The organism is Enterobacter sp. SST3, assembly GCF_000286655.1.
GTDB classification, from domain to species: Bacteria; Pseudomonadota; Gammaproteobacteria; order Enterobacterales; family Enterobacteriaceae; genus Enterobacter; species Enterobacter roggenkampii.
In genome coordinates this window covers 106,387-127,394 of the sequence record NZ_ALNS01000026.1, presented here as the reverse complement: position 1 = coordinate 127,394, position 21,008 = coordinate 106,387, and the positions used below count along the sequence as shown (strand labels likewise).

At 57.7% G+C, this 21,008-nt stretch carries 25 protein-coding genes; 16 read left to right on the top strand and 9 right to left on the bottom strand.

Annotation, left to right across the window (positions count from 1 at the left end):
• Nucleotides 1-17: 17 nt before the first annotated feature.
• The 4 genes from B498_RS06135 to B498_RS06150 form a co-directional block, all read right to left on the bottom strand.
• The gene (locus B498_RS06135; protein WP_008502346.1) at nt 18-3,107 is read right to left on the bottom strand and encodes an efflux RND transporter permease subunit; all 3,090 of its coding nucleotides are present in this window, start codon (nt 3,105-3,107) and stop codon (nt 18-20) included.
• The gene (locus tag B498_RS06140; RefSeq protein WP_008502345.1) at nt 3,104-4,213 is read right to left on the bottom strand and encodes an efflux RND transporter periplasmic adaptor subunit; all 1,110 of its coding nucleotides are present in this window, start codon (nt 4,211-4,213) and stop codon (nt 3,104-3,106) included. The genes B498_RS06135 and B498_RS06140 overlap by 4 nt, the downstream gene beginning before the upstream one ends.
• A 74-nt stretch (nt 4,214-4,287) precedes the next feature.
• Nucleotides 4,288-4,902 carry a TetR/AcrR family transcriptional regulator gene (locus B498_RS06145; protein WP_032622997.1) on the bottom strand — a complete coding sequence of 205 codons (615 nt, stop codon included), beginning with the start codon at nt 4,900-4,902 and terminating at the stop codon, nt 4,288-4,290.
• Between the two features lie 133 nt (nt 4,903-5,035).
• Nucleotides 5,036-5,947 (bottom strand): LysR family transcriptional regulator, encoded by a 912-nt coding sequence (locus B498_RS06150; protein WP_008502343.1) that lies wholly within the window; start codon nt 5,945-5,947, stop codon nt 5,036-5,038.
• 99 nt (nt 5,948-6,046) lie between these two features.
• Between B498_RS06150 and B498_RS06155 the strand changes: the two genes are divergently transcribed.
• From B498_RS06155 to B498_RS06165, 3 genes are all read left to right on the top strand, one after another.
• Nucleotides 6,047-7,159: an alkene reductase gene (locus tag B498_RS06155; RefSeq protein ID WP_008502342.1), complete on the top strand. Its 1,113-nt coding sequence runs from the start codon at nt 6,047-6,049 to the stop codon at nt 7,157-7,159.
• The gene (locus B498_RS06160) at nt 7,156-7,878 is read left to right on the top strand and encodes an SDR family oxidoreductase (RefSeq protein WP_008502341.1); all 723 of its coding nucleotides are present in this window, start codon (nt 7,156-7,158) and stop codon (nt 7,876-7,878) included. Before B498_RS06155 ends, B498_RS06160 begins: the two co-directional genes overlap by 4 nt.
• Nucleotides 7,879-7,943: 65 nt before the next feature.
• Complete coding sequence (locus B498_RS06165) at nt 7,944-8,483, top strand: ester cyclase (protein WP_008502340.1); 540 nt, start codon at nt 7,944-7,946, stop codon at nt 8,481-8,483.
• A gap of 39 nt (nt 8,484-8,522) precedes the next feature.
• Here B498_RS06165 and B498_RS06170 read toward each other — a convergent pair whose 3' ends face one another.
• A complete protein-coding gene (locus B498_RS06170) occupies nt 8,523-8,990 on the bottom strand; it encodes a DUF1348 family protein (RefSeq protein ID WP_008502339.1) in 468 nt (155 codons plus the stop codon).
• 103 nt (nt 8,991-9,093) lie between these two features.
• Here B498_RS06170 and B498_RS06175 point away from each other — a divergent pair, with 103 nt between their 5' ends.
• From B498_RS06175 to B498_RS06185, 3 genes are all read left to right on the top strand, one after another.
• Nucleotides 9,094-9,678: a TetR/AcrR family transcriptional regulator gene (locus B498_RS06175; RefSeq protein WP_008502338.1), complete on the top strand. Its 585-nt coding sequence runs from the start codon at nt 9,094-9,096 to the stop codon at nt 9,676-9,678.
• Nucleotides 9,679-9,758: 80 nt separating this feature from the next.
• Nucleotides 9,759-10,766 (top strand): AraC family transcriptional regulator, encoded by a 1,008-nt coding sequence (locus B498_RS06180; RefSeq protein ID WP_008502337.1) that lies wholly within the window; start codon nt 9,759-9,761, stop codon nt 10,764-10,766.
• 116 nt (nt 10,767-10,882) lie between these two features.
• Entirely contained in the window at nt 10,883-11,713 is an 831-nt protein-coding gene (locus B498_RS06185) for an oxidoreductase (protein ID WP_008502336.1), read from the top strand.
• 45 nt (nt 11,714-11,758) lie between these two features.
• Here B498_RS06185 and B498_RS06190 read toward each other — a convergent pair whose 3' ends face one another.
• On the bottom strand, nt 11,759-12,337 hold the full coding sequence (locus tag B498_RS06190) for a histidine phosphatase family protein (protein ID WP_237716806.1): 579 nt from the start codon (nt 12,335-12,337) through the stop codon (nt 11,759-11,761).
• Nucleotides 12,338-12,509: 172 nt separating this feature from the next.
• On the opposite strand from B498_RS06190, the gene B498_RS06195 reads away from it, so the two are divergent.
• A complete protein-coding gene (locus B498_RS06195) occupies nt 12,510-12,914 on the top strand; it encodes a VOC family protein (RefSeq protein ID WP_008502334.1) in 405 nt (134 codons plus the stop codon).
• 18 nt (nt 12,915-12,932) lie between these two features.
• Entirely contained in the window at nt 12,933-13,445 is a 513-nt protein-coding gene (locus B498_RS06200) for a GNAT family N-acetyltransferase (protein WP_008502333.1), read from the top strand.
• On the opposite strand, the gene B498_RS06205 is transcribed toward B498_RS06200, so the two are convergent.
• The gene (locus B498_RS06205; RefSeq protein ID WP_008502332.1) at nt 13,426-14,214 is read right to left on the bottom strand and encodes a hypothetical protein; all 789 of its coding nucleotides are present in this window, start codon (nt 14,212-14,214) and stop codon (nt 13,426-13,428) included. The genes B498_RS06200 and B498_RS06205 overlap by 20 nt on opposite strands.
• A 1-nt stretch (nt 14,215) precedes the next feature.
• Nucleotides 14,216-14,413: a hypothetical protein gene (locus B498_RS06210; RefSeq protein ID WP_008502331.1), complete on the bottom strand. Its 198-nt coding sequence runs from the start codon at nt 14,411-14,413 to the stop codon at nt 14,216-14,218.
• 257 nt (nt 14,414-14,670) lie between these two features.
• Between B498_RS06210 and B498_RS06215 the strand changes: the two genes are divergently transcribed.
• Genes B498_RS06215 through B498_RS06250 form a run of 8 tightly spaced genes read left to right on the top strand, consistent with a single transcriptional unit; the run spans nt 14,671 to nt 20,551 of the window.
• Entirely contained in the window at nt 14,671-15,105 is a 435-nt protein-coding gene (locus B498_RS06215; RefSeq protein ID WP_008502330.1) for a nuclear transport factor 2 family protein, read from the top strand.
• On the top strand, nt 15,102-15,821 hold the full coding sequence (locus B498_RS06220) for an SDR family NAD(P)-dependent oxidoreductase (RefSeq protein WP_008502329.1): 720 nt from the start codon (nt 15,102-15,104) through the stop codon (nt 15,819-15,821). The genes B498_RS06215 and B498_RS06220 overlap by 4 nt, the downstream gene beginning before the upstream one ends.
• Entirely contained in the window at nt 15,818-17,077 is a 1,260-nt protein-coding gene (locus B498_RS06225; protein ID WP_008502328.1) for an NAD(P)/FAD-dependent oxidoreductase, read from the top strand. The genes B498_RS06220 and B498_RS06225 overlap by 4 nt, the downstream gene beginning before the upstream one ends.
• Nucleotide 17,078: 1 nt before the next feature.
• Nucleotides 17,079-17,801 carry a DUF1365 domain-containing protein gene (locus B498_RS06230; RefSeq protein WP_008502327.1) on the top strand — a complete coding sequence of 241 codons (723 nt, stop codon included), beginning with the start codon at nt 17,079-17,081 and terminating at the stop codon, nt 17,799-17,801.
• Nucleotides 17,798-19,018: an SAM-dependent methyltransferase gene (locus B498_RS06235; RefSeq protein WP_008502326.1), complete on the top strand. Its 1,221-nt coding sequence runs from the start codon at nt 17,798-17,800 to the stop codon at nt 19,016-19,018. Before B498_RS06230 ends, B498_RS06235 begins: the two co-directional genes overlap by 4 nt.
• Nucleotides 19,015-19,500, top strand: a complete 486-nt coding sequence (locus B498_RS06240; protein ID WP_008502325.1) for a DUF2878 domain-containing protein — start codon at nt 19,015-19,017, stop codon at nt 19,498-19,500. Before B498_RS06235 ends, B498_RS06240 begins: the two co-directional genes overlap by 4 nt.
• On the top strand, nt 19,497-20,021 hold the full coding sequence (locus B498_RS06245) for a hypothetical protein (RefSeq protein ID WP_008502324.1): 525 nt from the start codon (nt 19,497-19,499) through the stop codon (nt 20,019-20,021). The genes B498_RS06240 and B498_RS06245 overlap by 4 nt, the downstream gene beginning before the upstream one ends.
• Nucleotides 20,018-20,551: a DUF3833 domain-containing protein gene (locus B498_RS06250; protein ID WP_008502323.1), complete on the top strand. Its 534-nt coding sequence runs from the start codon at nt 20,018-20,020 to the stop codon at nt 20,549-20,551. Before B498_RS06245 ends, B498_RS06250 begins: the two co-directional genes overlap by 4 nt.
• On the opposite strand, the gene B498_RS06255 is transcribed toward B498_RS06250, so the two are convergent.
• Nucleotides 20,548-21,006, bottom strand: coding sequence for a DMT family transporter (locus B498_RS06255; protein WP_008502322.1), 459 nt, complete (start codon nt 21,004-21,006; stop codon nt 20,548-20,550). The two genes, B498_RS06250 and B498_RS06255, sit on opposite strands and share 4 nt — an antisense overlap.
• Between the last annotated feature and the right edge of the window lie 2 nt (nt 21,007-21,008).

Below are 21,008 nucleotides of genomic sequence, written 5' to 3'. Positions count from 1 at the left end.
TATCTACTGATGGTAGTTTACACGTTTTCCGTGGCAGGCTGCACGCGTTGTTCAACCGGGCGGATCCGGAACCAGATCGCATACATCGCGGGCAGGAAGACGAGCGTAATGATCGTCCCGCCCAGCGTTCCGCCGATCAGCGTCCAGGCCAGCGTGCCCCAGAACACCGAATGCGTCAGGGGAATGAACGCCAGCACGGCCGCCATGGCGGTCAATAAAACCGGGCGTGCGCGCTGGACCGTCGCCTCGACCACCGCCTGGAACGGATCGAGGCCGTCCTTCTGGTTATGATCGATTTGACCGATCAGGATCAGCGTATTGCGCATCAGAATGCCGGAGAGGGCGATCAGGCCGACCAGCGCGTTGATGCCAAACGGCTGATTAAATATCAGCAGGGTCGGCACGACGCCAATCAGCCCCAGCGGCGCGGTTAAGAACACCATGACCATCGCGGAGAGTGAGCGCACCTGCAAAATGATGATCAGCAGCGTCAGGGCAATCATGATCGGGAACAGCGGTAACATGGCCTGCGTGGCTTTGCCCGACTCCTCAATCGACCCCGCCATGTCAATGCGGTAGCCGGCCGGCAGCGAATCAACGATCGGCTGGAGCTCTTTCATGATGGCGACCGACACGTCCGGCGGCTGAAGATTGTCGGCGATATCGCCCCGTACGGTAATCGTGGGGGTGCGATCGCGGCGGCGCAGGATCGGGTCTTCCATGCCGACCTCTATCTTGCCAATTTGAGACAGCGGCACGCGCTGTCCCGCATTGCCGACCAGGGTAAAGCCTTCGATTTTTGCCGGGTCAAGGCGGATATCTCCCGCCGCGCGTGCAACGACGTCTACCGATCGAATATCTTCCCGCACGGAGGTGACAGGCACGCCGGAGAGCAGGAACTGAAGCTGCCCGGCAACGGCGCTGGAGGTTAAGCCGGTCGCCTGCAGGCGGTTCTGATCGAGAGTGAAATGGAGCACCGGAACGCGCGAGCCCCAGTCGGTGTTAACGGTTCGCATCATCGGGCTTGCCTGAAGCACGGCTTTCACCCGTTCGGCGATGTCCTGCACCTGTTTGACGTCCGGCCCCGACACGCGCCAGGCAACCGGGAAAGGCGAGTAGGGGCCAAACACCAGCTGCGTCACCCGCACGCGGGCTTCGGACGCAAGGCCGCTGGCGACGGCCTCCCTGAGCCTGAACTTGAGCGCCTCGCGTGACGTCTCGCTGTCCGTCAGGATCACGATTTTCGCAAAAGAGGGATCGGGCAGCTCGGGGGCCATTGCCAGATAGAAACGGGGCGAGCCCTGACCAATATAGGCCGTGACGATTTTGGCTTCCGGCTGCTTGCCCAGCCACGCTTCTATTTTTGCGGTAGCGGCGCTGGTTTGCGCAACCGAGGTGCCATAGGGCATCTGCACTTCAACCAGCACTTCCGGGCGATCGGAGGTCGGGAAGAACTGTTTTTTTACCAGCCCCATGCCAAGCACGGCCAGAATGAAAATGGCGACCACGGATCCGGCCACGCGCCATTTTCTGGCGATAACGCGGCCAAGCAGCTGGCGAAAACGGTTATAGCGAGGCGTGTTATAGATGGCAGCATGGCCGCCTTCCACTTTGGGGATCGCCGGCAGGATCTTCACTCCAAGATACGGTGTGAACACCACCGCCACAAACCATGAGGCAATCAGGGCGAGGCCGACAATCCAGAACATATTGCTGGTGTATTCCCCGGCGGTCGACTGGGCAAACCCATTCGGCATAAAGCCAATGGCCGTCACCAGGGTACCGGCCAGCATCGGCGCGGCGGTGTGGCTCCAGGCGTAGACCGAGGCTTTGATTCTGTCGTAACCTTCCTCCATCTTCACCACCATCATTTCGATGGCGATGATGGCATCGTCAACCAGCAGGCCGAGGGCGAGGATCAGAGAGCCCAGCGTGACGCGGTCAAAGTTTATTCCCGCGGCTTCCATCACCACGAAAACGACCGCCAGCGTCAGCGGTACCGCCGCCGCAACCACCACCCCCACGCGCCAGCCCATGCTGACAAAACAGACCACCATGACCACAAGCAGGGCGACGAAGAATTTGATCATAAACTCATCGACCGAGGATCGGATATTCACGGACTGGTCGGTGACTTTGGTCAGGGTCATGCCAAGCGGCAGGCTATCGTTGATTTTCGCCGTCTCCGCATCCAGCGCTTTACCCAGCGCCAGGCCGTTCCAGCCCTCACGCATGACAACGCCCAGCAGCAGGGCGGGTTCATGCTGATTGCGTATCAGCATCGTCGGGGGATCTTCGTAGCCTCGTTCAACCGTTGCCACATCCGACAGCGTGAGCGTTTTGCCCTGGGCGACTAAAGGCGTATCGCGGATTTTCTGCAGTTCATCGAACGCGCCGTCCAGGCGGATAAAAATCTGCGCGCCCCGGGTCTCAATGGCGCCCGCCGCGGCCAGGGCATTCTGGCCGTTGAGAGCATTGAAAATATCCTGCGGTGAGAGGCCCATCGTCGCCAGACGGTCATGGGAGAAGGCGATATAAATCCGCTCGGCCTGTTCACCGATGATGTTCACTTTTTTGACCCCTGGAACGTGCAGAAGCTGCTGGCGCAGGCCTTCGGCATCGCGTACCAGCTGCCGCTGCGGTTCGCCTTTTGCTTTCAGAGCAAAGAGGGCAAAGGTGACATCCGAGAATTCGTCATTGATCATCGGGCCGATGACGCCCGCCGGGAGACGCTGGGATTCATCCCCAAGCTTTTTACGCGCCTGATAGAACTCCTCCTGCACTTCGGCTGGCGGGGTCTTGTCCTGCAGTGACAGGGTGATATACGCCATGCCGGGACGGGTATAGGTTTCGGTACGATCATACCATTTGAGTTCCTGCAGGCGCTTTTCCAGCGGCTCCGCGACCTGATCCTGGATCTCCTGCGCGGTCGCACCCGGCCAGACGGCAATCGCCGTCATCTGCTTCACGGTGAAGGGCGGATCTTCCGCGCGTCCCAGTCCAAAAAAGGCGTAAATACCGGCAATCGTCACCAGAACGATCAGAAACAGCGTGACGGAACGCTCGCGGACGGCCAGCGCTGACAGGTTGAAGCGACTTCCGCTCATGGCGCGTTCTCCGCCGGAGCGGCATGGCGCTGTTCTGCCAGCCTGACAACTTCACCTTCGTGCAGAAGATGGGCGCCTAACGCAACAATCTTCTCCCCGGGCTTCACGCCGCCCGCGATCTGGACCGCATCTTCGCCCACGCTCAGCACCCTAACCGGCGTCCATGTGACCTTTGCCGGCTGGGCGGAAATGCGCCAGACGCCGGGCCCTTTACCCGCATCGTAGAGTGAGGCCAGCGGGACCTGCATGGCCTGACCTTCCGCTTTCGGGTCTTCAAGGCTGAGCGTGACGGTCGCCCCCAGCGGCGCGTCCGCCAGCTGGCCTGCCAGCACGTAGCGTGCTTCATACGTCCGGGTTGTGGCATCCGCGGAGTCAGACAGCAGGCGCAACGTGGCGGTGACCGGGTGTTGTTCACGGCCATAAAGCGTGGCCCGTGCTTCGCTGCCGACGGCAGGGCGCAGCGTCTCCGGAAGCTGCACGAGCGCTTCGCGCTGTCCCGCTCTGGCAAGGCGGATCGCCACCTGTCCGGCGCTGACCACCTGACCGGGTTCGGCAAGCGTCTCCATCACCACGCCGTCTGAATCCGCCAGCAGGACGGCATAGCCCGTGGCGTTTTGCGCCACGTTGGCCTGCGCCCGGGCGGCGCTGAGATCCGCCCTGGCCGTATCGGCCGCCGCTTTAATCTGATCGTACTCCGCGGCGGACACCGCGCCGGACGCCACCAGACCGCGATAACGCGCCTCATCGCTGGTGGCTTTTCTCGCCCGCGCCTGGGCAGCATCCACCGCGCGCTGCTGCGCCTGGGCCTGTAATTTCAGGTCAACAGGATCGAGACGCAGCAAAGGCTGTCCCTGTCTGACGGTCTGCCCGGTATCCACCAGGCGTTCGAGGATTTTTCCCTGAACCCTGAAGCTCAGGTCGCTTTGCGTTCTTGCCACCACCACGCCCGTGAAGGCGCGGGCGGCAGGGTTCGCCCTCTCGACAGAGGCTGATCTGACAAGCGGTGGCTTAGTGCGCGGATCGTCACTCGCGGAATTATCGCCGCACGCCACCAGGGCAAACGGCAGAAGACATATGGCAAGGCGGGCTGAAGTGAGCCTGAGCATGGGAAACCCTTTTGAAGTAACAGGACAGTTTCCGCATTCTGTGATTAGTGACCAATAAAGTCAATGGTCACTAATCAGGGAGCCAGGCTTCTTAAAATCAGTGAGGAGAGAAGTACCGCCGCCGTTGGGGCAGTTTCAAGGTTGTACTGCAGCTGAACGGGGTTAATGTAAGGGCACATCACCATGTAAACGGCACAGGTGACCTCGTCAAGCGGCGTCTTCCTTTCGAACTCTCCAGCCTGTCTGCCTTCGATAATGATGGTCTCAATCAGCTTCAGGAGGCTTTCGGTATACCTTTCCGTCGAAGGCCACTTCTCCCGTGACGCGACGGCGGCGATGTCGTAGAGCTTGCGATCGTGGAAAAACAGCTCGCTGCCGGCCTCGGTGAGCGACTTAAAAAGACGGCGGAGTTTTTCGCTGGCTGACGGCGCATCCTCAATGGCGGAAAGCACGGCCGCCATGATCAGCTCCAGGCGGTTAGCGCAGATCACTTCGCCGATAGCCTGCTTGGAATCGAAGAACTTATAAATGTAGGATTTTGAAAAACCGATAGATTTCGCCAGCTCGGCGACGGTGGTTTTTTCATAGCCGTAATGGCCGAAGTGCTCAAAGGCCGCTTCGACGATTTGCTCTCTGACAGAATGGTCAAGTGGACCACGTATTGATGGGGCGTTCATAGTTTTAGTCATTATGTAAGCTTAGCGTGACGGGCCAGGGTTGGCAACGAGTGACCATTTTGTACTTTAGTTACTGTTGTGCTGTCCTACGTCGTGAAGACGGGACAATCGGCCAGGTGGAGTAAGTGTATCACTGTTTTTTACGTTAATGTTTTTTAAGCCAGTCGAGAAAAAACTGGCTGAACGCCGTAACCTGAAGCGGCTGCAGCTTGCGCTGCGGGTAAACAAACTGCAGCCCGACATCTTTGCGATCGTAGCGGCTAAAGCCGGTGAAGCTGTCGGCAAACAGCACCGTGAGTCTTCCGGCGTCAACGTCGTCTTTGACGTCCCACCACGATTTCCCGGCGATGCCCGCTCCGCCCAGGGCCCACTGACGAAGCAATGCCCCGTCGTCGCACACCATGGCGGGCTCGACGCGAACAACGCTTTCCTCTCCCTCATGTTCAAAGCGCCATTCGTTCATCACCACGCCCTGAGACTCCAGCGCCAGGCACCGGTGCCGGGCTAGATCGGCAAACGTGCCGGGGATACCGTGGTCGTTAAGATACGCCCCGGAGGCAACCAGCACCCGACGGTTCGGGCGGATGTTTCTGACGACAAGGCTGCTGTCCGGCAAATTGCCGAAGCGCACGCTCATATCCAGCCGGTTAGCGACCAGATCCTCAACGTGTTCTTTTAGCGAGATGTAAAATTTGACGGCAGGATGGTGACGCGAAAATTCAATGACGGCAGGGCTGAGATACTGTCTGCCAAAGTCCGAGGGCGCGGAAAGGCGAATATTGCCGCTGAGCACGCCCTCTTTTTGCGTCAGCAGCGACTCGGCGTGATGCACCTCTTCCAGCACGCGCAGCGCGGCGTGGTAAAACTCTTCCCCTGCGCGGGTCAGGGTGAGGGATCGCGTTGAGCGATGAAACAGGCGCGCCTGGTAACGCTCCTCAATCGCCTTCAGCCTGGCGGTCATCGTGGCAGGAGAAAGCGACAGGCGACGTCCGGCGGCGGAAAGACTCCCGGCCTCGGCAACTGCCACCAGTAAGGCCATGTCTTCGAGTTTACCCATTATTCATCTTTTCCGAAAAGTGCATCTATTTTTAGCGTAATTATCAAAATCAGATGCCGACTGTAAAGTGATTTCATCCAAACCATAAGGGATGAAAACATGAAACCTGCTTCACTCTTTGAACGCTACAGGCTGGGGTCGCTGGACCTGAAAAATCGTATCGTCATGGCGCCGATGACCCGAGCGCGCTCCCTTCAGCCGGGCAACATTCCCTCCGCGCTGATGGCGGAGTATTACCGGCAGCGGGCCAGCGCGGGGTTAATCATCACCGAAGCCACGCAAATCTCGCCTCAGGGTCAGGGATACTCCTGGACGCCCGGCATCCATTCGCCGGAGCAGGTTTCAGGATGGCAGCTCACGACGGGGGCCGTACATCAGGCGGACGGGGTCATTTTTTCTCAGCTCTGGCACGTTGGGCGAATGTCGCACGCCAGTTTTCACCAGGACGGTCAGCCCGTCGCCCCGTCAGCGCTGGCCCCGGACGCGCAGGTGTGGGTGGTGAATGAGCGTGGAGAAGGCCAGATGGTTGACTGCCCGCAGCCAAGAACGCTATCACGCAAGGACATTCAGAACATCGTCGCGGACTATCGCCAGGCCGCTTTGAATGCCGTTCAGGCCGGGTTTGATGGCGTGGAGGTCCACGGCGGAAACGGCTATCTGATCGACCAGTTCCTGCGCCAAACCTCCAACAAACGCACGGACGAGTACGGCGGTACGGTGGCTAACCGGATCCGCTTCGCCCAGGACGTGTTAAGCGCGATTGCCGAAGCCATTGGTCACGAACGTACGGGCATCCGTCTTTCGCCGTTTATTACCCAGCGCGGGATGAACGACCCGCAGGTCTCTGAAGCCATACTCGCGCTTGCGGCCTGGTGCGAACAAAAAGGGATTGCGTTCATCCACCTGGCGGAAGCCGACTGGGACGACGCGCCGCAGATACCCGAGCGTTTCCGTCAATCCCTTCGCGAGACCTTCAGCGGAACGCTGATCGTCGCGGGCAACTATGACCTTGCCAAAGCCGAAGAAATTCTGGCGGCGGGCTATGCCGATTTGATTGCCTTCGGACGACCGTTTATTGCCAACCCGGATTTACCTCACCGGCTGGCGCACCGCTTGCCGCTGGCCCAGGTGCGCGACCCCGCCACGCTGTTTGGCGGCACCGCCAAGGGCTATACCGATTACTCAACGTACACCCAGCAGGAGGAAACATGATGACCCGTAAAACCTTAATTATCGGCGGCGCTTCCGGCATCGGTTTCGCCGTGGGCACCCTGCTTGCCGGGCGCGGCGAGGAGATTATGCTTGCGGGACGCGATAGCGCGAAACTGGACGCTGCACGGCAACGACTGAGCGCTCATGCCGCGTCTGTTAGCACTCTCGTGCTCGATATCAGCCGTGAGGCAGAGCTTGTTGCGCTCAGTGAAACGCTGGGCGAGGTCAATAATATCGTCGTCACGGCGGGTTCACAGGCGCCGGGCGGGCTGCTTTCCGGACTGGATCTCCGTGCGGCAAGAGAGGCCTTTGATACAAAATTTTGGGGAAGCCTCAATGTCGCCCGCTATCTCAGCGGGAACATCGCCCCCCGCGGTACGCTGACCTTCACCAGCGGCTTTGTGGCGCGCCGCACCGTGGCGGGCGCCATCGTAAAAACCACGATGAATGCCGCCATTGAGGCCGCGACAAAAGTGCTAGCGAAGGAGCTTTCCCCGCTGCGCGTCAACGTCGTGAGTCCGGGGCTGACCGACACGGAAGCGTATGCGGGGATGGACGCCGCCGCGCGGGAAAAAATGCTCGCAGGCGCGGCGGAAACCCTGCCAGCCAAGGCCTGGGGAAGGGCGCAGGACATCGCACAAGGGTATCTTTTCGCCATGGACAACCCCTTTGTCACCGGGTCGGTCATTGATATTGAGGGCGGGGCGTTAATTAACTGACCCCTCATTAATGTGATCCGCAGGGCATCGTCTGCGGGTAACGTAACACTCTGTAGAGAGACATCATGAAACATACGACGTGCTTTCGTCCCGCTATCGCGGCGCTTATTTTTGCTGGTCTGTCGGGCAATGCTATTTCCGCACAGGGGGAAAGAGTACAGCCGAAACAGCTGATTGTGGACAAGAGCCTGCCCCAGGGGCAATTAAAGACGAATGAAGCCGTTGCCAGAGAATATGCCACGTTCTGGAACACCGGTAATGAAACTCTGGCGCGTGATGCCCTGGCGGCAAACTTTGTTGATAAAACACCGCCGGAAGGCCGTAAGCAGGGGCCGGAAGGCGCTATTTTAGCCTCGCGGGCGTTTCGCACGGCCGTGCCCGATTTGCGCTGCGACGTTGAGCAGATGATAATTTCAGGCGACCGCGTGGTCTCACATTTACATTTTTACGGCACATTCACCGGGACATTTGGCAGGCTGAAAGGAAAGGGGCAGAAAATAGATTTTATCGCCACGGATATCTATGCAATCCGTGACGGTAAAATTGCAGCGAACTGGCATATTGAGGACAACCTGACGCTGATGAAACAGCTGGGCGCGCTGTAAAGTCATCACTCCGGGGCGGCCCGGAGTGATGCGAAAATCCTATAACCCCAGATCGCTCAGCGAGGGGTGATCGTCCGCGCGTCTGCCCAGCGGCCAGTGGAACAGTCGCTCGGATTCTTTTATCGGCATATCGTTAACGCAGGCAAAGCGGCGCTTCATCAAGCCGTCCGGTGCGAACTCCCAGTTTTCGTTGCCGTACGAGCGGAACCAGTTTCCTGAATCATCATGCCATTCATAGGCATAGCGGACCGCGATGCGGTTATCCGTAAAGGCCCACAGCTCTTTAATCAGACGATAATCGAGCTCTTTTTTCCATTTCCGCGCCAGGAACGCCTGCGCTTCCTCCCTGTTGGTGGCGAATTCTGCACGGTTGCGCCATTGGGTATCCAGCGTATAGGCCAGCGCAACGTTCGCCGGATCGCGGCTGTTCCAGCCATCTTCTGCCAGCCTGACTTTTTCAATAGCGCTTTCACGTGTGAAGGGCGGTAAGGGAGGACGTGTGTTCATGGCAATTACCTCGTTATGTGATTATGTAGACAAGTCTGTCTACTTGCGCTAATCTATGCCTGAAAAATAACGCTGTCAACATCCGTTTTGAGGCCATCGACAAATGAAAGCTGAATCCGAAAACAACGATAAAAAAATAAGCGTCAGGGATAAAATATTACTGACGGCCCACGATCTGTTTTATTCCACAGGCTTCAGAGCGACGGGGGTGGATACGCTGATTAAAGAGGCGAAAGTGACGAAGGTGACGTTTTATCGCCATTTTCCGAGTAAGAGCTTGCTTATTCTCGCCTATTTACACTATCGACATGAAATATGGATTAACTGGTTTGAGGCCACGCTTCGTCGACATCTCGTTGAAGGCCAGACGCCTGCGGACGCTCTATCGGCTACCCTTTATGAATGGTTTATTTCGCCTGAGTTCCACGGCTGTGCGTTTATTAATGCCAGCGCCGAAGCCAAATCCGAAGATATTGAAAGCGAAATAAAAGCGATATGCCGCGATCATAAAATCGAAACAAAGAAGATTATTGCGTTGCTGACGACGATTGCGGATGAGCGCGTCGTCAATGAAATCATGCTGCTCATTGACGGCGCCATTATTCATGCGCAGATGGGAATGGAGACGGATGAGGTCATCAGGTCGTTGAAGAGGGCACTAGAAGCAGCGTTTTTAGGGGGCAAATAATGTTTACACCTGAGACGACTGACAAACGCAGCAACACAACAACACTAAGCGTTGAATAACCTTCACACCGGAATGAGCAAATGGCCTATAACCGTACTTTCGCTCTCGATATAAGCTGGAAAACGCTGCTGAAAGACGCGGGGCTTGAGCCAGAACGCATCCTCCGCAGGGCAGGATTACCTGACGATCTCTTTTTACAAAAAGCGCGGGGACTCGATACGAATGAATACATTCGTTTCTGGAATGCGCTGGAGGCTGAAACGAACGATCCTGCCTTTCCCGTCCCGCTCATTGAGTTGATCTCTGCGGATGTGTTTGATCCGCCCCTTTTTGCCGCACTGTGTAGCAGCAATATGATGCAGGCTGTCCAGCGTCTGGCCAGATATAAACAGCTTATTGCTCCGATGGTTCTGGAGACAACGGTCGACCAAAACGGCAACCTTACCGTCTCACCGCGCTGGCTTTTTGCGACAATTATTCCGCCGTTTCTCCAGGTGGCAGAGTTGGGCTTCCTGCTCAAGCTTCTGCGGCTGGGAACGCGCGAACCGGTTAACCCCTTACGGATCTGCGTTTCTGCGCTACCGTCATCGGTTCAGAACAGCCACTTTTCGCGTTTCTTTGGTGCTGACGTGCAATACGGAGAACAGCCCGCCATCAGCTTTTCCGCAGCCGATGCGCTTCGACCCTTTTTAACGGTCAATGAGGGAATGTGGCAGGTATTTGAACCGGAACTGCAGCGTCGTCTCGGTCAGTTAAATGAACGGGCTTCAACCGCCGAGCGCGTACGAGCGGTACTCCTGGAGCTAATTCCCGGTAACGAAGCGACTATTGAAAAAGCGGCTGAGCGTCTGGGAATGAGCAAACGCACGCTGCAGCGAAGGCTTGAGCAGGAAGGGGAAAACTTTCGCAACCTTGTCAACGCGTGTCGTGAACACCTGGCCCGTCATTATCTTCGCAATACGCGTCTTTCCGGGTATGAGATCGCGTTTTTGCTGGGTTTCGAAGATCCTAACTCATTCTATCGCGCATTTATGACCTGGACGGGCCAGACTCCTGAAGCGGCCAGGACAGCCATGCGTCTTGAGTAAACACGTGCGTATTTATCGCTCTGATGGCGCAGTTTGCGAGTCAAATGGCGCGATACGCTAGTTAACATGAGGTCAAAGGAGAGCAAACTAGCCGCAGTCTACTCACCGAGGTATCTATGTTTACTCAGGACAAAAAAACTGCGCTGGTCACCGGTGCATCGTCAGGTATGGGCAAAGCCATCGCCCGTCGTCTTATTCAGGATGGCTATCAGGTTTACGCTGCTGCCCGTAGCGTTGAGAAAATGCACGATCTCGCCCATCTTGGCGCGTACCCTCTGCGGATGGATATCTCACGTGATGAAGACATTGTGGTTGCCGTGAATACCATCATGTCGCAGACAGGTGGGGTTGACGTACTGGTCAACAACGCGGGTTTTGGGCTCTATGGACCTGTAGAAGAGATCGGTATTGATGAAGCTCGCTATCAGTTTGAGGTTAACGTGTTTGGTGCGGCCCGCCTTACGCAACTGCTGATCCCGGCCATGCGCGCCAGACGCAGCGGTTACATTATTAATATCACCTCTATGGGGGGTAAGATTTACACCCTTCTTGGAGCCTGGTATCACGCAACGAAACATGCGCTTGAGGGATGGTCTGACTGTCTGCGTCTTGAAGTGGCTGAATTTGGCATTAAGGTTGTGATTGTTGAACCGGGTTTAATCGAGACAGGCTTTGGTGATGTGGTCAGCGGCAATATAGTTAAACGTTCAGCAAATGGCCCTTACGCTCGCCTCGTGGAGAAAGTGGCTAAATCGGTCAAAAATGCATATGGGAATGGCAGAGGCAGCGACCCGAAGGTGATTGCGGACTTGGTTGCCCGCGCCGTTAAAAGCCCTCATCCGCGTACACGTTATGCAGCCGGCAAGTATGCAAAGATGCTCATCCGCATGCGTCTCTGGTTGGGAGACCGTCTGTTCGATCGCGTTATCCTTGGCCAGACGCTATGACCCAAGCGCCGAGGATGAAACAATCCTCGGTGTCAGTATGTGCCCTTACACAAGGCTGTAAACCCCCGCTCCCCAGTAACCGGTTACCGGGGAAGTCTGTTCTTTCCAGCCTGATGCGATCAGTTCCTTCGCAATAAACCGATTGATCATTCCGTGCCCCATGAGCAAGACGGGGCCGTCAGAGTCCTTCGCGACATTCACAAGGATTTCTGCCGCCTTAGTGGCACGTTTTTTTACGGCGCTTACGCGCTCTGCCTCGCCAGACAGGCCGCAGAGCCAAAGAACGCGAAACAGCGCTGCCCAGTAAAAAGGCGATAGCCGTAACCCCGGAATACGGAATACCGGCAGCTCTGCTTCACGAAAAACCTCATCAATTAAACCCGGTTCACACCCCAGCGTTTTCAACGATGATAGGGCTCGCGGGAGAGGGCTGCTGAGAAACGTCAGCGCGCGGTACGCGAGGATTTGAGCCATCTCCGAAGGTCTGTCGCTGCCCGTTGAAGAGCGGTTATAGTTGTCGATCCATCCCGCCATTTCCCTGTACGACACCTTTCCCGCGCCCCTGTATTCGGGTTCGCCGTGGCGCATCAAAATAATTTCCATATGTTTTTTATCACCCATCATCCCTTCGTCAGGGGCAGATTAGCGCGATCGAAAGCGGTTTTTCACCCACCCGTTTTAGTGTGTCTGAGCCTGGAGCGTACGTAGCAGACTGATCAGTCTGTAAAATATTTTCACGCGCGCGTATTCTGTGGGAAAGCGCTGAGCATAACCATTTAGAGTAAAGGTAACGGAAATGAGAACACAGAAACGATGCCTTGGCTGCGTGGCTATTGTGGTTGATGACTACGATCGCGCCATTGAGTACTACACAGACAAGCTGGGGTTTACCCTGGTAGAGGATACGCCGCAACCGGGTAAACGCTGGGTGGTCGTCTCACCCAACCCGGAAAGCGACTGCAACATTTTGTTGGCTCGTGCGTCTAACGAGAGGCAGGAAGGTTTTATCGGTAATCAATGCGGCGGCAGAGTTTTCCTGTTCCTTCAGACGGATGATTTTTGGCGCGATTACCATGCCATGAAGGCAAAAGGCGTTCATTTCTGCGAAGAACCGCGTGAGGAAGAGTACGGTACGGTGGTGGTGTTTGAAGATATGTACGGCAACCGCTGGGACCTCTATCAACATGCCCAACGCGGGTGATGACCAGGGATACCTTCCATGACGCTTCGAATTCGACAGGCCACCGGGGCCGATTCAACGCTATTAAGCGAGTTGGGATATCGTATCTATCCCGCGCATTTTCAGCATTTGTGGGTATCAGATGCGGAGATGACGGCTTTTCTGAACGCCGAGTATGCCCCCTCCGTCATTGAGCAGAGCCTGTCCGAGAGCCATGTTTCCTGGTTTGTGGCAGAAACCGATCGGCCAGTGGGATTCATGAAAGTGACCTGGGACGCCATGCTTCCGGAAACGGACAAGAGGGGCGTTCTCCTCAACAAGCTCTACCTCGATCCTGCTGAGACCGGCAAGCACTATGGTCAGGACATGTTCCATAAAATTATCGACATGGCCCGGAGCAGGGGAAAGGACTCTCTCTGGCTGGAAGTGCTTGAGCAGAACGCAGGAGCGTACCGGTTCTACCAGAAGCAGGGCATGCTCTGCATTAAGAACGTCCTTTTCGAAACTGCCACACAGCAGAGCATACTCAGAATTATGGGGATGTCTCTTTAGGGCCAGGGCTCTCGTCCCGCTGTGCCAGCGACAGCGCGCTGGCGCTGGCGGGATCGAACAGCGAGATGCTCTCAATCTGATTGAGTAAAATCACCTTGCGGAATGACATGGCGCTGCGTGGTTCCGAGTCGAGCGTAATGTCATGCTCCGCATACCACCGGCTGTAATTATTCTCGATGCGCAGGTTCATCGTCTTCGCATCCCGGTACCCGCTCAACATTGGGATCAGCACGATATTGGCCGTTTTTTCATATTCCAGCGTCGCGGTGTGGATCATACCCACGTATATCCGCCTCGAGCGGAGCGTGACCTGCGCCAGTTCGCCTTGCTCCATACACTGATAGAGCAGTTGTTCAATCCCGCTCGCCTGCGCAAGCCGTTTGTAGAGCTTTTTCCGACTCTCGCCATCCAGCCTGGCGCTGCCTGCCCAGTTAGAGCGGTAGAGGCAAAACAAAATGGCAAACGCCAGCATCACCACCACCGGTGCCTGAATGCCTAAAAAACTCCAGTTCATAAAGTCGATTTGCCAGTCGGTGTATTTCGGTGAGGCAAAGTGGAAAGCGTTGTTGGCGGCGGAAAGGGTGAGCAGCAGCAGCCAGAGCAGCCCCGTAGCAATCACCCCCTGCAGAACAAAAATACAGCCGTAAAGCGCAACGAGAAAATAGACGTCCCAGCCAAAGGAACGCTTGATTTTAAAGCGGGTCGACAGGTCGCGGCTGGTGTACCAGTACCCGCAGACCATCAGCACCATAAATATCGCCGTTCCCATATCAGGCCCTCTTCAGCGCGTTAACGTGACGCAGAAAGTCCTGCCGCACCTCGTTGCTCTTGTAGTTCACCGAGGCGTTCCCGTCCTGGTCGATAATGATGCGGTCGCCATCTTCCACGGCTTCAATAATTTCCTGCTGACTCATCACCTGCAGTAAGGATTCCGGGCTTGAGAAGAGGGAGAGAAAGAAACGTTTCATGTCAGGCATCCTTATGAATAAAAAGGATAAGCCTGGAAGATGACCGCTGAATTTGCCTTAAGGATAACCTGAAAGTGAAAGCCGGGTGGCGGCTACGCCTTACCCGGCCTACAAAACCGTCAAATGATTGAGTTCTCAACTTGTTGATATTTATGGGTAATAAAAAATAAACTTGCACAAACTTGGACAAATAACGTTAATTGTGTAAGTTTTAAGTATGCGATTACGCCACGTTGTTTACAGCCAGGATGTGACCCATGAGCACTTTGCCCTCTGTCGTGAGTCGGTTTGTTGAGTACTACGCCGCACTGGATAGCCAGCCGCCGTCCGCGCTGGTCGGGCTTTACCATTCAAATGCCACGCTTGTCGATCCGTTCGGCGAGCACGACGGTATCTTTGCGCTTCAGCGCTATTTCACCCATCTGCTGGCCAACGTCGAGAACTGCCGTTTTTCTATCGACCCGCCGCTCTGCAGCGGGAACCGGTTTGTTGTCACTTGGGTGATGCACTGGTCGCATCCGCGCATTGCCGGAGGCGAACCGCTCGATCTGCCGGGGTGCTCGGTGGTGGAGACGGAAAACGATCTCATCACCCACCAGCGCGACTACTACGATGCGGGAGAGATGATCTACGAACATCTTCCTCTGCTGGGCTGGGCGGTACGCGGCGTGAAGCGGAGGGTCAAATCATGAAGACGGTACTGATTACCGGTGCAAGTTCGGGCATTGGCGCCGGGCTGGCGAAATCCTTCTCCGCTGACGGCTATCATGTGATTGCCTGCGGGCGCGATCCGGCGCGTCTGGAAGCGCTGCATCAGACCTGCCCCAATCTCACCGTTCGCCTGTTCGATATGACGGACCGGGAGGCCTGCCGACAGGCGCTGACCGGCAGCTACGCCGATCTGATTATTCTCTGCGCCGGTACCTGCGAATACCTCGACGGTGGCGTGGTGGATGCAGCGCTGGTGGAGCGGGTCATGAACACCAATTTCCTCGGGCCGGTGAACTGCCTTGAGGCGCTGCAGCCGCAGCTGGTTCGAGGCAACGGCGTGGTGCTGGTGAGCTCGATGGCCCACTGGCTGCCTTTCCCCCGCGCAGAGGCCTACGGTGCGTCCAAAGCGGCGCTGAGCTGGTTTGCCGAAAGCCTGCGCCTGGACTGGGAGCCAAAAGGGATTACCGTCACGGTTGTCTCTCCGGGCTTCGTCGATACGCCCCTGACGCGGAAAAACGATTTTGCCATGCCGGGTCGGGTGACCGTCGATGAGGCGGTGAAGGCGATCCGTATCGGGCTGGCGGCCGGGAAAATGCACATCGCGTTTCCTGCCGGATTTGGCTTCATTTTGCGGCTGCTCTCAGGGCTGCCTGCTTTTCTTCAGCGCACGCTGCTGCGCAGGATGGTGCGTTCATGAACATTGCAATTATCGGCAGCGGCATTACCGGGCTGACGTGCGCCTGGCGACTGGCCGGGCACCATCAGGTGACCCTGTTTGAAGCGGGATCCACACCGGGCGGCCATACCGCAACGGTTGACGTGACGACGCCACAGGGGACATACGCGATCGATACCGGGTTTATCGTCTACAACGACCGCACCTATCCGCGCTTTATGGGCCTGCTCAGCGAGCTGGGTATCAGCGGGCAAAAAACCCAGATGAGCTTTTCAGTACACAACCCCGAGACGGGTCTGGAATACAACGGTCACACCCTGACGTCGCTGTTTGCCCAGCGCCGAAATCTCGTCAATCCGACATTCTGGCGGCTGCTCGGTGAAATCGTCCGCTTCAATCGTCTGGCAAAACAGGCGCTGGACGGGGAAGTGGACCCGAACGCCACGCTGCAGACGTTTCTGGACCAGCACGGCTTTACGCCGTTTTTTGCGCGCCACTATATTCTGCCGATGGGGGCCGCCATCTGGTCATCCTCGCTGCAGGAGATGAAGCGTTTCCCGCTGCCGCTTTTTTTACGTTTCTTCCAAAACCACGGTCTGCTGGATATCACCCATCGCCCGCAGTGGTACGTGGTGCCGGGCGGCTCGCGAGAGTATATCCGCGCGATGCTGGACAAACTGGGCGATCGGCTGACGCTGCATCTCAATTCACCGGTTCAGCGGGTGAGCCGCCACGAGGACGGGGTCACGCTCCAGCTTGAAAACGGCAGCCATACCTTCGACCAGGTGATATTTGCCTGCCACTCCGGCAGTGCTCTGGCGATGCTTGACGACCCGACCTCCGCAGAGCGCGAGGTGCTGGGCGATATCGGCTGGCAGCGCAACGAGGTGGTGTTGCACAGCGACCCACTCTGGCTGCCGGTGCGGCCGCGCGCCTGGGCGAGCTGGAATTACCGGCTGAGCGCGCAGGAGCAGGCCAGCGCCTGTGTGACCTACAACATGAACATTCTGCAGGGGCTGCCTGCGGGCAGCCCGCTGTTCTGCGTCACCCTGAACCCGGACGCGGCGGTGGATGAGCGCTTCGTTCTGCAACGCTTCGTTTATGAGCATCCGCTGTTTAACCCGCAAAGCTGGCGGGCGCAGGCGCGGCGCGGCGAGATCAACGGTCACCGGCGGAGCTGGTTCTGCGGAGCCTATTGGTACAACGGTTTTCATGAAGACGGCGTGCGCAGCGCGCTGGACGTGGTCAACGCGATAGCGGCCGGAGAGGGGAACTGAGATGAACAGCTGCCTCTATCACGGCGTATTGCGCCACCGCCGCCTTCAGCCGAAAACCCATGAATTTCGCTACAGCGTCTTTATGGCCTGGCTGGATCTTGATGAGCTGCCGCTGCTGGCGTCTGTCGGCGTGCGCCGCAATCGCTTTGCCGCCGCCGCGTTCCATGACGCGGACTATCCGCTCGGCACGCCGCTCAAAGAGAACGTGCTCAGCAGGCTGGAGAGCCTGACCGGGGAACGGCCGGACGGGCGGGTCATGCTTCTGACGCAGTTGCGGTATTTCGGGTTCCATTTTAACCCGGTCAACTTTTACTACTGCTATGACGGGAAGGGGACTCTGCGCTGGGTACTGGCGGAGGTTCGCAACACGCCGTGGAACGAGCGTCATTATTACGCGGTCGACGGGCAACATGCCCAGCCCACGGAAAAAGCGTTTCACGTTTCCCCCTTCAACCCGATGGACATGATCTACCACTGGCGCTTCAACGATCCGGATAACACGCTGCATATGCACATTGAAAATCATCAGGAAGCGAAGGTGTTCGACGCCACGCTCGCCCTGCGCCGGGAGCCGCTGACCCGTCCGGCACTGCGCGCGCTGCTGCTGCGCATCCCGCTTATGACCCTGAAAACCGTTTTCGCCATTTACTGGCAGGCGCTGAGGCTGTGGCTCAAGCGCGTGCCGCTGTATAACCATCCCGTCAGCAGGAGTGAACGCTCATGACCGATCCCGTCTTTGCGTTAGAACCCGATATCCCGCGCAACGTCCGCCTCGCGCGATGGCTGCTGTTTCGTCTGTTAAGCGGCATCCGCGGTGGTTCGCTCACCCTGCGTGAAGGGGCGCAGACCTTCCATTTTGGCGAGACATCCTCCGCGCTGCACGCCGACGTGCAGATCCTCACGCCCGCCGTCTACTGGCGCGTCTTAACGGGCGGGAGCCTTGCCGCCGCTGAAGCCTGGATGGACGGCGAATGGGAAACCGCGCAGCTCACGCCGCTTCTGCAAATCCTGGCCCTCAACGGCGAGGTGCTTGGCCGTCTTGAGAAAGGGTTCCGGCTGCTTGGCCGACCGCTGGAGCGTTTGCGCCACTGGACGCGGCGTAACTCCCGCGCGCAGGCGCGTGAAAATATTGCCGCCCACTACGACCTGGGCAACACCTTCTATGCCCATTTTCTGGACAGGGAACTGCTTTACTCCAGCGCGCTCTTTACCGCAGACGAGCAGGATCTCACGACGGCTCAGCAGGCCAAAATGGCGCGCCTGTGCGACCAGCTGGCGCTTAGCGAGGCCGACCACCTGCTGGAAATCGGCACCGGCTGGGGGGCGATGGCGGAATACGCGGCCCGTCATTATGGCTGTCGGGTGACTACCACCACGCTGTCGCAGGAGCAATACGTCTGGGCAACCGAGCGGATCGCCCGCGCCGGGTTGCAGGATCGTGTTGAGGTGCTGCTCTGCGACTATCGCGACCTCACCGGGCAGTACGACAAGCTGGTCTCAATAGAGATGATTGAAGCCGTCGGGCAGCGCTATCTGCCTACATTCTTCCGGACCTGTCAGGCGCGGCTGCGCCAGGGTGGACGAATGGCGATTCAGGCCATCACCATTCAGGACCAGCGCTATCGCGACTACAGCAAAAGCGTCGATTTTATTCAGCGCTACATTTTCCCCGGCGGCTTCCTGCCGAGCATCACCGCCATGAACGAGCTGATGACGCGCCACACCGATTTCGTGGTGCGCAATCTCTTCGACATGGGGCCGGACTACGCCCGCACGCTGGCGCACTGGCGGCAGCGCTTTGTCCACGCCTGGCAGGAGATTGAAAAGCTCGGCTTTGATGAGCGGTTCCGCCGCATGTGGCTTTATTACTTTGGCTACTGTGAAGCCGGGTTTAACGCCCGCACCATTAGCGTGGTGCAGCTGACCGCAGAGCGCGTATGAGACGATATCTTCAGGTCTTCCTGCTGGCCGTCGCGTTCGATCTCTACTGGGCGCTGGTGGTGCTCTTTCGCGAACAGGGCCTGATTATCTGGCTCGGGCTGGCGATCCTGGCGTGCCTGCTCTTGCCGTCTGTATACCGTTTTTACGCCATTGGGCTGGCCGCGGCGGGCAGTTTGCTGGATACGCTCTGGGCGCTGACGGGGCTGATCGCCTTCACGGGTGATGCCCTGATGCCGCTATGGATGGTGGCATTATGGCTGATGTTCGCCACCGTCTGGACGCAGCTTACGCGCACCACCACGTTGCCCGGCTGGCTGCTCACCCTGCTGGCCGCCGTGGGAGGGCCGGTGGCGTACCTGATTGGCGAGCGGCTGGGTGCCATCACGTTTCTGGAGCCGACCTTTATCGTCGTCAGCTGGATGGCGCCGGGCTGGCTGGTGTTGATGCTGTTTTTCCACCTGCTGATGGGGAGACAAAAATGAGAGCTGCGGTTTTGTTGCTTTGTCTGACGCTGGTTGTTCCTGTTGCCCAGGCCACCGACTGGCTGGGGTGGCGGAAGGTGGGGGACGCCACGCTCACCTGGGGGCCATTCACCGTCTATACCTCCCAGCTGCGTACGCCGGACGGGCGTTACGGTCGGGAGAACCAGGATCAGGCGCTGATTATTACCTATGCGCGCGATATCGATCGCGATGAGCTTGTCGAGGCGACCCGCGACCAGTGGCAGGCGCAGGGGATCCTGCAACGGGAACCCCGAAGCGAAGCCTGGTTACAGATGCTCCGCTCTCTGTGGCCGGATGTCCGGCCGGGCGCACAGCTGGCGTTTGTGCTCGACGACGGGCAGGGGCAGTTCTGGTATCGCGCGTCAGCGGCGCAAAAAGCCTTTATTCCACTCGGACCGCGTCAGTCAGAAGCGTTCAGCACCCGCTTCCTGGCCATCTGGCTCGATCCTCGCACGCAATACCCTGAGCTGCGTCAGCAGTTAATCGGAGGCCAAAAATGAAACGTATCCTGATGATGGCGCTGGCATTGACGATGCTGCTGGCAGGCTGTAGCACGGAGGTGACCGAGTATCGCCAGCAGCAGCCGCGGCTGGATATCTTCCACTTCTTCCAGGGCAAAACCGAAGCGTGGGGGATGGTACAGGATCGCAGCGGCAAGCAGATCCGCCGCTTTCACGTTGAGATTGCCGGGGACGTTATCGGCGATACGCTGACGCTGAACGAGCACTTTGTGTACGACGATGGCGAGAAGCAGCAGCGGGTCTGGCATATCCGCCGCGTGGGAAGCGATCGCTACGAAGGCACGGCGGGGGATATTGAAGGGGTAGCAACGGGGCAGGCCGCCGGCAACGCGTTCAACTGGCATTACAGCATGAACGTGAAGGCCAACGGCAGCACCTGGCTACTGAACTTTGACGACTGGATGTACCTGCAGGATGAGAACCATCTGTTTAATAAAACCGAGATGAAGAAACTGGGCGTCACCGTCGCCACGGTGACGCTGTTCTTTACCCGTAAGACCTCAGCTTAGTCGCGGACGCTGCCGGTTTTGCTGCTGGAGTAGATGAAGTACAGGGCAATCCCCAGGCATACCACCGCGCTCAGACGGCTCGGTGAAAACGAAATGGCGGGATTGCCCAGCCAGCCAAAGTTATCAATCAGCATACTCATGGCGAGCTGGCCGAATATCACCGCCACCGTGGCGACAGCGGTGCCGATCCGCTGTACGGCGAGCACCATTATCACGATATAGGGCACGCCAAACATCGCCCCGAGGAGCTGCCATTTCGGCACGTCCAGCAGCGTGACCGCCTGCTTAGGCTCAAAGAAGAAAATGAGCAGGGCGGTCACCAGCGCGCCGACGGAAAACGTTAGAAACGCGCTCTTGAAAACGCCCACGCTGCTGCCGAGCTGCCCATTAATTGCGGCCTGTATGCTCAGCGTCGCGCCGCCGCAGATGGCCAGAATTATCATCATCAGTGTCATGT

Coding starts and splice junctions, on each gene's coding strand:
- B498_RS06135 (WP_008502346.1), bottom strand. CDS start 3,107: ATGAGCGGAAGTCGCTTCAACCTGTCAGCGCTGGCCGTCCGCGAGCGT.
- B498_RS06140 (WP_008502345.1), bottom strand. CDS start 4,213: ATGCTCAGGCTCACTTCAGCCCGCCTTGCCATATGTCTTCTGCCGTTT.
- B498_RS06145 (WP_032622997.1), bottom strand. CDS start 4,902: ATGACTAAAACTATGAACGCCCCATCAATACGTGGTCCACTTGACCAT.
- B498_RS06150 (WP_008502343.1), bottom strand. CDS start 5,947: ATGGGTAAACTCGAAGACATGGCCTTACTGGTGGCAGTTGCCGAGGCC.
- B498_RS06155 (WP_008502342.1), top strand. CDS start 6,047: ATGAAACCTGCTTCACTCTTTGAACGCTACAGGCTGGGGTCGCTGGAC.
- B498_RS06160 (WP_008502341.1), top strand. CDS start 7,156: ATGATGACCCGTAAAACCTTAATTATCGGCGGCGCTTCCGGCATCGGT.
- B498_RS06165 (WP_008502340.1), top strand. CDS start 7,944: ATGAAACATACGACGTGCTTTCGTCCCGCTATCGCGGCGCTTATTTTT.
- B498_RS06170 (WP_008502339.1), bottom strand. CDS start 8,990: ATGAACACACGTCCTCCCTTACCGCCCTTCACACGTGAAAGCGCTATT.
- B498_RS06175 (WP_008502338.1), top strand. CDS start 9,094: ATGAAAGCTGAATCCGAAAACAACGATAAAAAAATAAGCGTCAGGGAT.
- B498_RS06180 (WP_008502337.1), top strand. CDS start 9,759: ATGGCCTATAACCGTACTTTCGCTCTCGATATAAGCTGGAAAACGCTG.
- B498_RS06185 (WP_008502336.1), top strand. CDS start 10,883: ATGTTTACTCAGGACAAAAAAACTGCGCTGGTCACCGGTGCATCGTCA.
- B498_RS06190 (WP_237716806.1), bottom strand. CDS start 12,337: ATGATGGGTGATAAAAAACATATGGAAATTATTTTGATGCGCCACGGC.
- B498_RS06195 (WP_008502334.1), top strand. CDS start 12,510: ATGAGAACACAGAAACGATGCCTTGGCTGCGTGGCTATTGTGGTTGAT.
- B498_RS06200 (WP_008502333.1), top strand. CDS start 12,933: ATGACGCTTCGAATTCGACAGGCCACCGGGGCCGATTCAACGCTATTA.
- B498_RS06205 (WP_008502332.1), bottom strand. CDS start 14,214: ATGGGAACGGCGATATTTATGGTGCTGATGGTCTGCGGGTACTGGTAC.
- B498_RS06210 (WP_008502331.1), bottom strand. CDS start 14,413: ATGAAACGTTTCTTTCTCTCCCTCTTCTCAAGCCCGGAATCCTTACTG.
- B498_RS06215 (WP_008502330.1), top strand. CDS start 14,671: ATGAGCACTTTGCCCTCTGTCGTGAGTCGGTTTGTTGAGTACTACGCC.
- B498_RS06220 (WP_008502329.1), top strand. CDS start 15,102: ATGAAGACGGTACTGATTACCGGTGCAAGTTCGGGCATTGGCGCCGGG.
- B498_RS06225 (WP_008502328.1), top strand. CDS start 15,818: ATGAACATTGCAATTATCGGCAGCGGCATTACCGGGCTGACGTGCGCC.
- B498_RS06230 (WP_008502327.1), top strand. CDS start 17,079: ATGAACAGCTGCCTCTATCACGGCGTATTGCGCCACCGCCGCCTTCAG.
- B498_RS06235 (WP_008502326.1), top strand. CDS start 17,798: ATGACCGATCCCGTCTTTGCGTTAGAACCCGATATCCCGCGCAACGTC.
- B498_RS06240 (WP_008502325.1), top strand. CDS start 19,015: ATGAGACGATATCTTCAGGTCTTCCTGCTGGCCGTCGCGTTCGATCTC.
- B498_RS06245 (WP_008502324.1), top strand. CDS start 19,497: ATGAGAGCTGCGGTTTTGTTGCTTTGTCTGACGCTGGTTGTTCCTGTT.
- B498_RS06250 (WP_008502323.1), top strand. CDS start 20,018: ATGAAACGTATCCTGATGATGGCGCTGGCATTGACGATGCTGCTGGCA.
- B498_RS06255 (WP_008502322.1), bottom strand. CDS start 21,006: ATGACACTGATGATGATAATTCTGGCCATCTGCGGCGGCGCGACGCTG.